We start from the raw sequence: 13948 nt of genomic DNA on the forward strand, positions 1-13948 counted from the left end.
ATGACTGACCTTCTGGCATGTCCGTTCTGTGGAGGCGAGGCCGAGCGCTACGACGATCACGATACGGGGTCGTTCAACGAGGGTGGCTCTTGCATTCAGTGCAAACAGTGTCAGGCATCTTCGCCCATGCACTTCGGCCGCAAAGAGAACCTATACAGATCGTGGAACGACAGAACTCCGACCTGCGGCTTTTCGTGCGATGGCGTAAATGTCTCTGGCGACAAAAAGAGCATTGACGCCGTTTACGAGGCTTTCCACAGCCATAGTCAGATAGAAGAACTGCGCCGCAACCTGCGTCATTGGCGCGAGGAATGCGGAAAGCTTCACGCCAATCTGTCTGGCGATGCTGTGGGAGGATCGCGAGATGGCTGATCCGTTCTTTGACCCAAGCGAAGAGCCGGCCCCCATCTGCGCCAATTGCGCCTCCCTGCAAGGCGATATCGACGGCAAATGGATCTGCATCAATCGCCATTCCGGCGTCGGGAATACAGCCCCGGAAAATGATTGCGTGCACTTCTTCCCTGACCCCAAACGATGGCCAGATGCTGACCATGACTGACCAATACCCAGACTTCACGACCGATTGGTACACAGACCGGCTGGGCAGGGAGTGGATGTGCATAAGGAGAAAAGACGGCATGTCTTGCACATCCACGAACGGCGATTTTACTGCTGCCACCTTGGCCACGTTCGCCGCATGGGGTTGGCAGCATAGTTCGGCGCTCCCTCCGTCGAACGGCGAGACCCCATGACCCTGCCCGAGGTCACCACGCCCAAAGCCCTAGCCCAGCACCTCGGCTGGCCGGAAAGACGTGTGCGCAGGATTGCCAAATCACTTGGCGCGTGCCTGATTTCGGGCAACTGTATGACCCTCACCAAAGACGACGTTCACAAGATCATGGAGTCGCAGCGATGCCCCTCAAGCTCTATTTGCGCAACGGGGTCTGGAATTACCGCGGAACAATTGGCCCGGTTGAGCGCCGATCGCGCCTCCGAGGCTCTTGCAAAACCGCGGACAAAGACATTGCGGCGCGTCAGGTTGCCGAGATCGAAGCGAAATACTGGAAAGGTCATTTCGATGGCCCTGGCGCGATCCTGACATTCCGCCGAGCCGCCCAGCTTTACCGGGCTGCCGGCAAGTCGGAACGCTTCCTGGACCGCATCGAAGAACACTTCAAGGACACGCTGGTAAAGGACATCACGGGCGGGACGATCCGGCAGATGGCGATTGACCTCTATCCCGACTGCGGCGCCGCCGGCCGCAACCGGCAGGGCATTACGCCCGCCCAGGCCGTGATCAACTTCGCCGCGGAATCCGAACTGTGCTCGCCGATCAAGGTCAAGCGGTTCAAGGTCGATAGCAAGGTCAAGGAGCCCGTCACTTTGGAATGGCTGCGCGCCTTTGGACCGGAAGCCTCGCCCGCAATCGAGGCGCTGGCTTGGTTCATGTTCCTGACCGGCGCCCGCGTCGGCGAGGCCATAGACGTTAGATGGGAAGACGTGAGCCTGAATGCTGGAACGGTCCTGATCCGGCAGTCCAAGGTGTCGGCCGAGCGTGTCTCGCACCTGCCGACGCCGCTGGTCGCCATGCTGTCCAACCTGCCGCGGATCAATGAGCGGCCCGTCTTCGTCTACCAGCACCCCGACGACATCGTGAGGGCGTGGCATGGGGCGATCAAGCGCGCCGGCATCAAGCGCCTGACGCCGCACTCATGCCGCCACGGGTTCGCTACCGGCCTTCTGCGCCGCGGCGTTGACGTGACGACGGTTGCCTATCTCGGAGGGTGGAAGACGCCCGCCCAGGTGCTCAAGACCTACGGACACGCGCTGAAGGACATCACGCTAACCGACCGCCTGATTGACGCGCCGTTGACACACGACAGAACGAAGGTTGCGGAAAGCCTATTAAAATAGGGGTCTGGTGAATTAGCCCCCTACCCTTCAGAGGTATCAGCTTTTTAGGCTGAAACGGAGCGCTGGAGCAGGATTCGAACCCGCGACAGGATGATCCATAGTCATCTGCTCTACCAAACTGAGCTATCCTTTGTTGTGCGACAGATCGGAATCGAACCGATGCCTTCGGGTTTTATCCCGATGCTCTCCATGAGCTACAATCACGGTCTTCATTTCAGCGGAACACGAAACCGGAGACCGGCCCGCGCCAGTCGGGATCACAACGAGCCCGAACCCATGGCCAAAGCGAAGGAGCGCGGAAATAAAGCAAGCATCCAGAGATTGCAAGCCCCCACGCAGGAATTTTTCGTCGCCGAGGTCGACTGTAGCAGGGCGATCACAGCGCGCAGCACCTCCCTCCGCCGTCATTGCGAGGAAGCGAAGCGACGAAGCAATCCATCTATCCCCGTGCGGAGGGGTGGATTGCTTCGCTTCGCTCGCACTGACGTGGAAAGAGTTTGCGGCCGCGTACCAAGTACGCCACCTTCCGAGGCGGTTACGGCCCTATTGGACCTTCGCCAGCACCGCGAGGCGGCGGATGCCCTTGTTCTTGTAGGCGTCGAGGAAGGCGTAGTAATCCTTGAACGAGACGCAGCCGTTGGATTGTCCGCTCGGCCCGAGCATGTAGCTGTGGGCGAGCAATCCATCGCGGTTGAAGATCTTGTCCTGACCGCCGATCGGCGTCAGCCGCAGCGCTGGCACACCGTGAAACAGCGCTTCGCGCGGCTTCAGTTCGTAGATGTGCGGTGGCGTCACGCCCTGCATGCGCACATGCGAGTAGCGAACGTCGTCCATCTTGGAGCCCAATCCGGAATGTGCCTCAAGCCTGGTGCCATCGGGCAGATACACGGTCTTGGCGGCGATATCGTAGACCGCGGTCTGACGATCATAGGGCGGCGAACCACCGAGCATCGGATTCTGGCTTCGCGTATCGATGATGCTGCCGGTGACGTTGGCGTCGGCGGAAGCATAGGCCAATAGCGAGTTCGACGGCTGCTTGCCCCACAGCTTCTCGACCATGTTCGACCTGTCCGTCGCGCCGATCGACATGACAGCCGCCTTGGCGCGCTGCGCCATGTCGCGGATGGAGTTGCCGGATGCTTTCGCGGGCTCCTGCGGCGCCGGGGCCGGGATACTGAGCGCAAGCTGGGTCGCCGGGGCCGCAACCTTTGGCTTCGGCGTTTCCGCGCGCTTGGGCGCCTCAACGGCCTTTGGCGATTCAGCCGGCGGCGAAGCCTCCGCCAGTTTCGTTGTTTCGACGGACCTGGCCTCGCCAGCTCTCGAAGGCGCGCCCTGCGCCGCCGCGGCCGCGAATCTTTCGCTGAACATCAGCGACGACGCGACGTTCTCCGGCGCAGGCATCACCAGCGGGCGCTGCTCGAGCGATGCGAAGATTTCGTTGAAGGCGGGCTGCACCGGGCGGGCGGCGATCGTGGTCGAATTGTTGACGGCGGGAGCCTCGAAGGCGGCGCTGTTCACGGATGGATAGACGCTGGCGCCGATCACATTGGTGTAAACGGTCCAAGCGCAGCCCAGCACGAGGCCTGCGACCGCGACACCGCCGAGAAAATATTGGGGAATGCCTTTGCGGGAGGATTTCCTGCGGCTGCGGGCCGCAGGACCGAACGCACGCTTACGCTTACTCATTCACACAACGCCCAGAACAACACTTCCACCAAGTCCCCCGTTTGATGCCGCGTCCGGATAGGTCCCCGGCAGCATCTCGCAGAGGCACAGAGCGTCATTAAGGCGACTTTTAGTTAAATCCGGATTAAACCCGGGCAGATCTAAGGCAATCCGCAAATGCATGGAACTATTGGGGAAATAGCCTCCGGAATGATGCGGGGATTCCGCCACAATCATGGACATCCGGCGTTTCTGCCCACCGGATGTCCCATATCGGGCCAAGTTGAGGCATTAGTCCTTGAACGGGTCGAACTCGTTCTCGCCGGCCATCGCCACGGCGAACGGACGCAGCGTGTGCTGCACCCTGACCGAGCCGGAATGTTCGGCGATCACCTCCGGCAGCCGGCGGTAGGCCATCGGGCTTTCGTCGAGGTCCGCGCCGATCAGCGTCACGCCACGCGATTGCAGCCAGGCGTCCATCTCGGTGCGCGTGAATCGCCGCTTGGCCTCCTTGCGGCCGAACAGACGGCCTGCGCCGTGCACCGTCGAATAGAGCGAAGCCTTCGCCTCCTCGCTGTCGACGCCCTCGACGATGACAGCATCGTCCCCCATTGATCCGCCGATGAAGCCACGCTGGCCGGGAAATGCAGGCGTAGCGCCCTTACGCACCACCCACAGATCCTTGCCGCCATGGTTCTCCCGCCACGCGTAGTTGTGGTGGTTGTGAACCATGTCGGTGACCTCGCCGCCGATGATCCTGCGCACGCGCTCGACCACCCATTCACGGCCGGCATAGGAGTAGCGCCCGGCGAGCTGCATCGCCGCAATGTAGCGCCGTCCGATCTCGCTGTCCTCGTCGATCACCGCGGGCGGCACGTTCATGCCGTCCTTGCCACCCGCGGCCTTGAGGTAGCGGGTCGCGCTGGTGTGCCCGAGGCCGCGGCTGCCGAAGTGCACGCCGATCCAGACAAAGCCCTCCTCGTCGCGCAACAGGTCGACATAGTGATTGCCAGATCCGACGGTGCCGAGCTGCGACACCGCCTTCTGCCGGTAAGCGCCCATGTCGGATTCCCGCCACGCGTCGGCGTCGTCGAACAGTTCATGCTCGACGCGCTCGTCGTTGGTCCGCCCGACGCCGAACGAGATCACATTGTGCACGTCCTTGATGATCGTGCCGACATTGCTCTCGATCTGGCTGAACGGCGTATCGAGGCGCACGGCCATGTTGCCGCAGCCGATGTCGAAGCCGACGCCGGAGATGCTGATCTGCTTCTCATAGGCGATCACGCCGCCGACCGGCTGCGCATAACCGAGATGGCCGTCCGCGCAAATCACGCCGGCGACCGCGTTGCCGACCGACATGCAATTGCGCATCTGCGCGATCGTGGCATCGTCATGCTTGCCGAAGATCTTGAGCGGGCTGTTCTGGTATTGCGCGGCTTGCGGCCTGAGCGCGATATCGGAAGCAACGGCCTCCGCATCCCGCGCAAGCTTTTCCTTGCGCGCGGCATCGCGGAACAGGCACCACGTCGGCATGGGCCGCTGGCCGGGCCGATCGATCTTGGCATCGGGGTCGAGCCCGGCCTCGACGGCCAGAGCTCGGGCGCGCTCCTGGTAGGGATCGGATCGCATCTCACACTCCTTCACTGCAATACTTTACGCCGACGTCCGTTCCGGACCCCGGAGTGTCCCATGTCAGTCGCGACATGGGACAGTTGGGTTTGCAGGCAGGGAGGAATTACAAGCTCGAGCTTGCCACGAATGGATTACCGCGGATCATTCCCTGCCTCGACGGCAGAGGAAGACCCGCTGCCGCGTTACGCTGGTAGTCTTTCTTGACGGTACGATTCACAAATCGAATACACGCCAAGGACGCACGCCAAAGCACGACCGCGCCGGACGACCGGCTGGCCTGCATAATTTGACGGGTTGGTGTCTATACGAAGCATCGTGTTTCCATAGATCGCGGAAGCGCGCGATCACATACATCAATTTCCAGGTTTGTAAATAGCACTCACAACGTCCGCGCGTCGCGGGTGCTAATAGATCAATCGCGGATACCAGTCCTTGCCGCGCCCTTCCGGCGTCGTGTCCAGAATGGTCCACAGCGGATCGATATCAGGCGCGCCGCGCGGGTCCTGTCCGGGATCGGCGGTCGATGGTCCCATTTCGCTGGACCAGAAATGACGAATGCTGCCGTCCCGACGCGTGAACACGTTGTAGCCGGGTGCATCCGCATCCGCAGCGCTGACATAATCGCGCGTGTAATCGCCCGACGCATCCGAATAGATCCGGTGTCGCGTCCAGCCGCGCGCCCTCTTCGCTTCGATCAATCGCGCGATCGGCGAGCGCGCAACGAACACGAATGCGATGCGCTGCTCGACATCGGGCAGCTTGGCTTCCCAGGTACTCATGAAGGAGGTGCACATCGGACACGGCTGCTCGCGCTGCGGGCCAAACATGTAGCTGTAGATCACGAGCGTCTGCTTGTTGCCGAACAGATCGGACAAGGTCGCCTTGCCGCCCTCGCCTTCGAACGCATAGTTCTTCGTCACGGCGCCGCCCGGCGGCAGCGCGCGACGCATCTCGGCGACGCGCTCGATGTGACGGCGCAGTTCGATCTCCTCCGCCAGCAATTGTTCGCGGGCGCGACGATATTCGGTGCTCTCGTTGGGAAAGCGCACGCCATTTCCGCGTGCGAGTTCGGCGGCAGATTTAAGGGCGGAACCAGACATGGCAGCACCTCGGGTTGGAATGAACGCCTACAAGACGTCTGGCCTTCCATTGGGCCGACATCGGCGAGCAAAAAATCGGTGCCAAACCACCCGGTTTCGGGCTGATTTCGGGCCGATTCTGCGATGTTTCTTCGGATCGCATTATTCTGCGAACCTTAGCTGCCGAACGCAGACATATTATCGCCGGTCATTGGCTTTGCACTCGCGTGTGGGCTGGGTGATACGGCACCGTATCACCCAGCCCGCTATATGCGCAAGAATACCCCGAAGGGGAAGGTTGCCATGACAATGCTGGCACGCGTCGGATCGATCGCCGCAAGCATCCTGCTGTTCGCCGGCCCTGCGGCGGCGCAGCAATCCGGTTGCTCGTCCGCACCGACGTCCCAGGGCACGCAGACGCTCCGTTGCGAGGCTGGGATCACCATCGTGGCCGAGAGCGGTGCCAAGTTCGAGCTCAGGGATCGCAACCGCGACGGCCATGTCGATTCCGTCGAACTGAGCAACAAGGCGCTGCTGCTCGAAGTGCCGAAGAAGCCGGGGCGCACCAGATTCGACGTGGTGACGCCGCAGGCGATTGCCGCGGTGCGCGGCACCAGATGGGCGGTGGACGCCGAAGGTGCGAAGACATCGGTGTTCGTCGTCAACGGCCGCGTCAGCGTGGCGCGATCAGCCGGCCGCGGCAGTGTCGTGCTCGGGCCCGGGGAGGGCGTGGACGTCGAGACATCGGGCGAACTGACCGTCAAGCGCTGGGCGCCCGCACGTGTCGCGGCACTGATGTCGAGATTGGGTCAATAGAAGCCGAGCCGATGAACCATCGACGTCTTCATATTCTGGTTGCGTTGCTCTGCACGGGATTATGGGCAGGCGCGATTTGGCTCGGCCATTCCAGCGGCCATCTGCGGTTTCTCGACCGGCTGGAGTCGGCGTTGAGCGATGTGCGCACGCTGCTGCGCGGGGTAAAGGTGCCGCCGGATCTCGTCACGATCGTCGCGATCGACGATACCATCGTCAAGCTCGGCGGCACATATCCCCTGCCCCGCACGGAGCTGGCCAAGATCGTCGAGGCGATCGGGCGGCTGGAGCCGAAGGTCATTGCCGTCGATCTCCTGCTGCTCGACAAAGGTCCCGCCGATGGCGATGCGGCGCTCGCGCAATCGCTCGCGGCGCGTCCGACCGTGCTGGCGGCGGCTGCGGTATTTTCGAACATCGTTCAGCCCTCAACGCAGAGCGATGGCCCTCTGGCTAGCCTGCCGATGGCGGACCGCTTCCTGTTGCCGCTCCCGACATTTGCCGAGCGTGCGGAAGTCGGCATCGCCAACGTGGCGACGGGCCAAACCGGCACGCCACTGTCGGTCCCGATGCTGTTCCGGACGCGCGACAAGATCGAATTGTCGTTTCCGCTTCGTGTCGCCTCCATCGCGATCGGCCAGAACCTGACGATCGAGCCCGACCGCCTCACATTCGGCGACCGGCCGATCGCGACTGCTTCCGGCTATGCGCTGCCGATCTCCTATTACGGTCCGCGCCACACCATCCGCACCGTCAGCGCCGCCAATGTGATTGACGGCCAGATCGACAAGGAAGCCATCCGGGGCCGGATCGTCGTCATCGGCGCGACCGCAACCGGTGCCGGCGACTTCTTTCCGACGCCGTTCGATTCCCTGATGCCGGGCGTGGAAATCATTTCCACTGCGATCACCCATCTGGTCGCAGGAGACGGCGTCGTGCGCGACCGGACGGTTCGCATCGCCGAAGCCGTCACGACGGTGCTGCTGCCGATGCTGCTGATAGGTCTCCTGGCCTGGCGACGAAACGCAATCGGCCTGGTAGCGGTCAGCGCGATGGTGCTGGCATGGGCGGCAGCCAACGCGGTTGCTTTCGCGCACGGCATATGGCTCGACGCAGCGACGAGCATCGCCGCGGCAGCGCCGCCGCTGATGCTGTTCGGCGCCGTCCAGCTATGGTCGGGCCGGCGCAGCGCCCAGCGCCTCGCCGCGCAAAACAGACTCCTCGAACAATTCCACACGCCGGGCCTGCAGCAATGGCTGAGGCGCGATCCCGACTTCCTGCTGGCGCCGGTCAGGCAGGACGCCGCCGTCGTGTTCGTCGATCTCTCGGGATTTACCTCGCTCAGCGAAACCCTCGATCCGGACGTGACGAGGGGATTGCTGAAGGAGTTTCATGCGCTGGTCGACAAGGAAGCTACTCGCTGCGGCGGCATGATCACGAGCTTCCTCGGCGATGGCGCCATGATCCTGTTCGGCCTGCCGGAGGCTAAGCCGGATGACGCTGTGCGCGCGGCGCAATGTTCGATCGCGCTCTGCGTCAAGACCGACCGCTGGATCGAGGCGCTGCCGCCGGCAATCGCGCATCGGATCGGCTTCAAGCTCGGCGCGCATTTCGGCCCGATCGTCGCCTCCCGCCTCGGCGGCCGAAACCATCAGCACATCACCGCGACCGGCGACACCGTGAACGTGGCGAGCCGTCTGATGGAAGTGGCGGCCCGCCATGACGTCCGGCTGGCACTCAGCGACACGCTGCGCGTCGCGGCCGAAGGCACCGGCGCGCGGCTGAAGACAGGTAGCCTTGCCGGTCCCGTCGAGGCGCAGATTCGCGGCAGATCCGGCTCGCTCGCCGTCTGGCTGTGGCGGAGCGAACGTCTCACACTGGAGCAACGCACGCATCCCGACGCCGCAGAGTAAACCGGGCCGCTATTGCAATTCCGGCGGCGGCGTGCGGTCGAATACCTCGCGCTTCGGCGCGCGCAGGAGATGCAGCGCATAGGTTTCGATCAGAAGCGGACCCCGCTTGCGCTCGACCTCGCCGACCTTCTCGACGCTGGCGAACGTGTCCGTTAACGGAGGATCCCCGGGCCAGATCTCACGGACATAGAGCAGCGGACCGGCGAGTTGCGCCGCATCGGGCTCGGGCATGTTGACCCAGCGGATGCGCTGGTTCTGCTGCGCGACGCAAGTGTCCTTTGGCAGATGGAAGGCGAGCCAGCCGGTGGTGCCGTAATCCGACGCCAGCACGCATGTCGCCCCCGTCCGCGCCCTCACGGCCTCGATGGCATCGGCCGTCTCGCGCCAGCCGATGCCGACGCTGCGCACGGTGGCATCGCGGCGATAGCCCGACAGCATGCCGGTGTCGGCCTGCGCGACCAAGAGCACGAACATCAGGACGCCGCCCGGCACCGCCCAGCGCCGGCAGAAATCGACCAGCCGCTGCCAGCGCGGCTGCCATTCGACCAGGTGCGCCGCGACCGCCGCGGCGACGGCAAATGCCGGATAGACCGGCGCAAACCAGTTGGCCTCGACGCGCGCATGCAGCGAATGCCAGACGAAATAGGCAACGATGATCCAGAACATCGTATTGATCAGCGCACGCGCCGGCAGCGCGCCGGCCCGACGGCGGAGAAGCGCGTAGAGCCCCATCGCGCCGAGCATCCACACCAGTGGCGTCGCAAACGCGATTTGTGTCGGGATCAGTTCGGCGATGTAGGCCGGGCGGAAATCCTCGATTCTCGCCCGCCCCATCTGCTTGATGAAGGACACCCAGTGGTGCTCGGCGTTCCAGAGAATGACGGGCGCAAACAGCAGGAGCGCCACGAGCCCGCCGAGATAAAGCCAAGGCGAGATCAGCCAGTGCCGCAGCTTGGGAACGGCGATCAGCCAGATCAGGATCGCCGGTCCGAAGAACAGCGCGGTGTATTTCGACAGCAGCGCACAACCGGCGGCGGCGCCGACCGCCAGCCACCACACGCCACGGCCGGTCTGCAACACCTTGGCGAGCGCAAACAGCAGGAGGCTGGACGCCACCAGCAGCGGCGCGTCCGGCGTGACGATCATGGTGCCGACCGCGGCCATCAGCGTGATGTTGAGAAGGATCGCCGACGAGGCGGCGACGCGCCGGCTGCCGAACAGGATCGCGGCGGCGTGGTAGGTCGCCCAGCTCATCGGCAGTGCCAGCAGGATCGAGACCAGCCGCACGCCGAACTCGGTATCGCCTGCGATCAGGGTGCCGAGCCGAATCACCACGGCGGCCATCGGCGGATGATCGTAGTAGCCGCCGGCCAGATGCTTCGACCACATCCAGTAATAGGCTTCGTCGAAGGTGATCGGCGTGAACGCCGCCGCGATCAGGCGCAATGCCACCAGCGCCAGGATCGCCAGACTCGTGTTGAGGGCAACCCGCGCCTCGATGGGACTCATTTTCCGATCATCGCTTGCGCCAGACGAACAGTCCGGACATGGCGTAATTCCAGACCACGCCCATCAGCGCGCCGGCAAGCCCCGCAAGCCACCAGATCGGTTCCTGGTCGAAGACCGCGAACGCGACGCCGACGTTGGCGAGCAGTCCGACGCCGCAAACCAGATAGAACAGCAACAGGCCGCGCAGGATGGCAAATCCCTTCAACCGCTGGTCGCGATAGGTGAGGAAGTTGTTCAGGATGAAATTGCTGGTCATGGCGACCAGCGCGCCGGCGGCCTGCGCCTCCGCAAACGGTTCCCTGAAGATCTCATGCGCGATAAACAGCGCCGCCAGATGCACGATAAGGCCAGTGCCTCCGACCATCGCGAACAGGATGAAGCGCAGCGACACCACGTCATGGGTCAGCTTCGCCAGCACCAGACCGAGAAAGTCCAGCGCCACCATGGAATCGAGCTTGCTCTCGCCGTGCTGGCGCGAACCGAAGGTATAGGGAATTTCGATCGTGCGCAGCTTGCCTTGCGCGGTCGCGATGATGTCGAGCAGGATCTTGAAGCCCTGGGTCGAGAGCTGCGGCGCCAGTTGTTCGAAACGGTCGCGGCGGATCATGAAGAAGCCGCTCATGGGATCGGCAACTTCGACCTTCAGCGTGCGCTTGGCGACCTCGGTCGCAAGCTGGCTGGCCCCTGCCCGCTGCTTGTTGAAACTATCGGCGCTGCCGCCCTCGATATAGCGGCTGCCGACCACTAGTTCCGCCTCGCCGCTCCGCAGCAGCGCAACCATCTTCGGCAGTTGCGTTTCATCGTGCTGCAAATCGGCATCGATCACCGCCGCATAGGGCGCGCTCGAGGCCAAAATACCCTCGATGCAGGCCCCCGACAGTCCGCGCCGCCCGATCCGGCGGATGCAGCGCACGCGGGAATCCTTCCGCGCCAGCCCCCGCACCACTTCCCAGGTCCCATCAGGGGAATTGTCGTCGACAAAGACCACTTCCCAGGCAATGCCGGCCAGCGTGGCTTCCAGCCGCCGGTACAGCACGGTGACATTGTCGCGCTCGTTGAAGGTCGGAACAACGACCGAAAGCTCAGGCAAACCGGCCTGCGACGGGGCTTCGGGGCTCGGTTTGATGGCTTGATTCATGGCCGCCAGCGTATATCCGCAGCCGCCCGACATGCCAAGGCGTGGGTTCCGGAACAGCTAATCAATAGGGGAAAACGGTCTTAAGAAGGCGCCTAAAATGCCAACGACCACGAACAGAGGGCGCGCGTACATCCGGCGCAGCCAAACTATTCATGGTCGTCCCAGCGCCGGAGCTTTGAAGCGTCAACGTCGCCGTTGGATGGCATATGGGAACGCCGGCGGCGTTCCGCAAGGGGGATGCCGCCTCACCTAATTCGGCACTTCCCGAATCACCGGCCCGCGCGGGGCTGGCGCCACAGGAACCGATTGCACCGGTACCGGTTGCTGGAGACTGGCCGGCTGCTTGACGGGCTTTCCGAACTGGCCGATCGGCCCATAGGCAACCGCAACCACCATCACGATCGAGGCGACGATGGCTCCCAAAAGACCCGCGACTGACTGCGAATTCATACTCAGCTACCCCTCAGCTAATCGGGAACAGATATCACGGAACAAGCGTATTGAGGAATAGTCGGCAGCGTCGCCGCTAGCTAAACCGGTCGTCGGCGCCATCCTTCAAAATCTCACCACGCCAGTGCCGTGTAACTGACAAGCAAGAACCGCTATTAGATCGCAAACATGGCAGAGTCTCGACCTTTGATTTGACAGGAATAGGGGAAGAAGATGTCGAATACAGATTTGGGCAAACCGGCCGGGAAATCCGGACGGCGCAACCGGAAGGGAGAGCGGGGCAAGAAAGCTGCGCCTCAAGAGAGCCCGACCGTGAGTCCGGCGCCGGTTGAGTTGCAAAGCCCGGATCAGGATCGTCAGCTGCAGCCGGAGCCCGCTCACGTGGAGAGCCCGAAGCTGGATCAGCCGGCTGTCGACACCCCGGTCGAAGCCGTCGCCGCGTCGCCTGAGCTGCAGCCGGCACCCTCGCCGGTCGAGCCCGCGCCGGCCGAGGTCGCGTCGATCGAGCCTGCACCGGTCGAGCCTGCACCAGTCGAGTCCGCGCCGGTTCAGCCCGCACCGGTCGAGTCGGCGGCGGAGCCCGCGCCGGTGAGCCTGCAGACCATCGCCAACGCCTATCGCGACTACACACGGAAATCGCTCGAGGAATTCGGATCCTTTGTCGAACAGCTCAGCAGCGTTCGCTCGCTTGACAAGGCGATGACGGTTCAAAGCGAATTTGTGAAGCGGGCTTACGAGAACTCCGTGGCCGAGTCGCAGAAGATCTGCGAACTTCACAGCAAGCTCGCCAAGCAGACCTTCCAGCCATTTCAGGGCCTGGTGGGCAAGGCGCCGGAAACACGCGGCAAGTCGTAACGGGCATCCGGCGAATCTGCTTGGCAAATGGGATGCAAAAGGCTCCGGGGCTCCGGAGCCTTTTTCGTATGATTTCGCTTGGAAACTGGCCAATGGAAGCCGATGTGGCTAACATCGGCCACATCCCGCCCCTCTTCCGAAGAGTCTTCCCGTGAGCAAGGCTTCCAAATCGACCGCGAAAAACAGCGGCAGCATCTATATCGGCATCGGCGGCTGGACCTTTGAGCCGTGGCGCGGGGTCTTTTATCCCGAGAAACTCGCGCAGGCGAAGGAGCTGTCCTATGCCGCGTCGAAACTGACCTCGATCGAGATCAACGGCACCTATTACGGCTCGCAGAAGCCGGAGAGTTTTCGCAAATGGGCGCGTGAAGTGCCTGATGGTTTCGTGTTCTCATTGAAGGGACCGCGCTTCGCGACCAACCGCCGTGTGCTGGCGGAGGCCGGCGATTCCGTGAAGCGCTTCTACGATTCCGGTGTGATGGAGCTTGGCGACCGGCTCGGCCCGGTGCTCTGGCAGTTCGCGCCGACCAAAAAATTCGATAGCGCCGATTTCGGCAAATTCCTCGAGCTCTTGCCGCGTAAGCTCGACGGCCGCGCGCTCCGTCACGTGGTCGAGGTGCGGCATGACAGTTTCTGCGTGCCGGAGTTCGTTGCCTTGCTGCGCGAGTTCGAAACGCCGGTGGTGTTCGCCGAGCACGGCAAATATCCCGCGATTGCCGATGTGGTCAGCGACTTCGTTTATGCGCGGCTGCAGAAGGGCAATGACGAGCTCAAGACGTGTTACCCGCCGAAGCAGCTCGACGCCTGGGCCAAGCGCTTCCAGGCCTGGGCCGCCGGTGGCGAGCCGGACGATCTGCCGCGGGTCGACAAGACCGCCAAGCCTGCGAAGGCGCCGCGCGACGTATTTGCCTATGTGATCCACGAGGGCAAGGTGCGCGCGCCGGCGGGTGCGATGGAATTGATCGAGCGGGTGAAGTAAT

13 protein-coding genes and 2 tRNA genes are annotated in these 13948 nt (G+C 63.1%); 7 read left to right on the forward strand and 8 right to left on the reverse strand.

Translation table 11 applies throughout. From position 1 onward, the window contains the following. The 3 genes from AC0QUY_RS09860 (at position 1) to AC0QUY_RS09870 (ending at position 1914) form a co-directional block, all read left to right on the forward strand. Positions 1-372, forward strand: a complete 372-nt coding sequence (locus AC0QUY_RS09860) for a Lar family restriction alleviation protein (RefSeq protein WP_475386697.1) — start codon at positions 1-3, stop codon at positions 370-372. Then, complete coding sequence (locus AC0QUY_RS09865; RefSeq protein ID WP_475386698.1) at positions 365-559, forward strand: hypothetical protein; 195 nt, start codon at positions 365-367, stop codon at positions 557-559. Before AC0QUY_RS09860 ends, AC0QUY_RS09865 begins: the two co-directional genes overlap by 8 nt. A gap of 284 nt (positions 560-843) precedes the next feature. After that, positions 844-1914: a tyrosine-type recombinase/integrase gene (locus tag AC0QUY_RS09870; protein WP_475386699.1), complete on the forward strand. Its 1071-nt coding sequence runs from the start codon at positions 844-846 to the stop codon at positions 1912-1914. Positions 1915-1977: 63 nt separating this feature from the next. Here AC0QUY_RS09870 and AC0QUY_RS09875 read toward each other — a convergent pair. The 5 genes from AC0QUY_RS09875 to AC0QUY_RS09895 all read right to left on the reverse strand — a co-directional run bounded on the left by AC0QUY_RS09875 (position 1978) and on the right by AC0QUY_RS09895 (position 6314). Then, a tRNA-His gene (locus tag AC0QUY_RS09875) sits at positions 1978-2043 on the reverse strand. Between the two features lie 7 nt (positions 2044-2050). After that, positions 2051-2118, reverse strand: a tRNA-Leu gene (locus AC0QUY_RS09880). A gap of 339 nt (positions 2119-2457) precedes the next feature. Then, complete coding sequence (locus tag AC0QUY_RS09885; protein ID WP_475386700.1) at positions 2458-3600, reverse strand: DUF2778 domain-containing protein; 1143 nt, start codon at positions 3598-3600, stop codon at positions 2458-2460. A 270-nt stretch (positions 3601-3870) separates the two neighbouring features. Next, positions 3871-5211, reverse strand: coding sequence for an RtcB family protein (locus tag AC0QUY_RS09890; protein ID WP_475386701.1), 1341 nt, complete (start codon positions 5209-5211; stop codon positions 3871-3873). Positions 5212-5618: 407 nt separating this feature from the next. Further along, positions 5619-6314 (reverse strand): DUF899 family protein, encoded by a 696-nt coding sequence (locus tag AC0QUY_RS09895; protein WP_475386702.1) that lies wholly within the window; start codon positions 6312-6314, stop codon positions 5619-5621. A 282-nt stretch (positions 6315-6596) separates the two neighbouring features. Between AC0QUY_RS09895 and AC0QUY_RS09900 the strand changes: the two genes are divergently transcribed. After that, entirely contained in the window at positions 6597-7109 is a 513-nt protein-coding gene (locus AC0QUY_RS09900) for a FecR domain-containing protein (protein WP_475386703.1), read from the forward strand. Positions 7110-7120: 11 nt separating this feature from the next. Further along, a complete protein-coding gene (locus AC0QUY_RS09905; protein WP_475386704.1) occupies positions 7121-9016 on the forward strand; it encodes a CHASE2 domain-containing protein in 1896 nt (631 codons plus the stop codon). Between the two features lie 9 nt (positions 9017-9025). On the opposite strand, the gene AC0QUY_RS09910 is transcribed toward AC0QUY_RS09905, so the two are convergent. The 3 genes from AC0QUY_RS09910 to AC0QUY_RS09920 form a co-directional block, all read right to left on the reverse strand. After that, positions 9026-10525 carry a glycosyltransferase family 39 protein gene (locus tag AC0QUY_RS09910; protein WP_475386705.1) on the reverse strand — a complete coding sequence of 500 codons (1500 nt, stop codon included), beginning with the start codon at positions 10523-10525 and terminating at the stop codon, positions 9026-9028. A gap of 7 nt (positions 10526-10532) precedes the next feature. Beyond that, positions 10533-11663 (reverse strand): glycosyltransferase, encoded by a 1131-nt coding sequence (locus tag AC0QUY_RS09915; protein WP_161853751.1) that lies wholly within the window; start codon positions 11661-11663, stop codon positions 10533-10535. 249 nt (positions 11664-11912) lie between these two features. Continuing rightward, the gene (locus AC0QUY_RS09920; RefSeq protein WP_161853750.1) at positions 11913-12113 is read right to left on the reverse strand and encodes a hypothetical protein; all 201 of its coding nucleotides are present in this window, start codon (positions 12111-12113) and stop codon (positions 11913-11915) included. 228 nt (positions 12114-12341) lie between these two features. Here AC0QUY_RS09920 and AC0QUY_RS09925 point away from each other — a divergent pair, with 228 nt between their 5' ends. Together AC0QUY_RS09925 and AC0QUY_RS09930 are read left to right on the forward strand one after the other, a co-directional pair. Then, positions 12342-12968 (forward strand): phasin family protein, encoded by a 627-nt coding sequence (locus AC0QUY_RS09925; protein WP_475386706.1) that lies wholly within the window; start codon positions 12342-12344, stop codon positions 12966-12968. Between the two features lie 151 nt (positions 12969-13119). Then, complete coding sequence (locus AC0QUY_RS09930; protein ID WP_161853748.1) at positions 13120-13947, forward strand: DUF72 domain-containing protein; 828 nt, start codon at positions 13120-13122, stop codon at positions 13945-13947. Position 13948 lies beyond the last annotated feature (1 nt).

The organism is Bradyrhizobium sp. WYCCWR15520, from assembly GCF_056174665.1.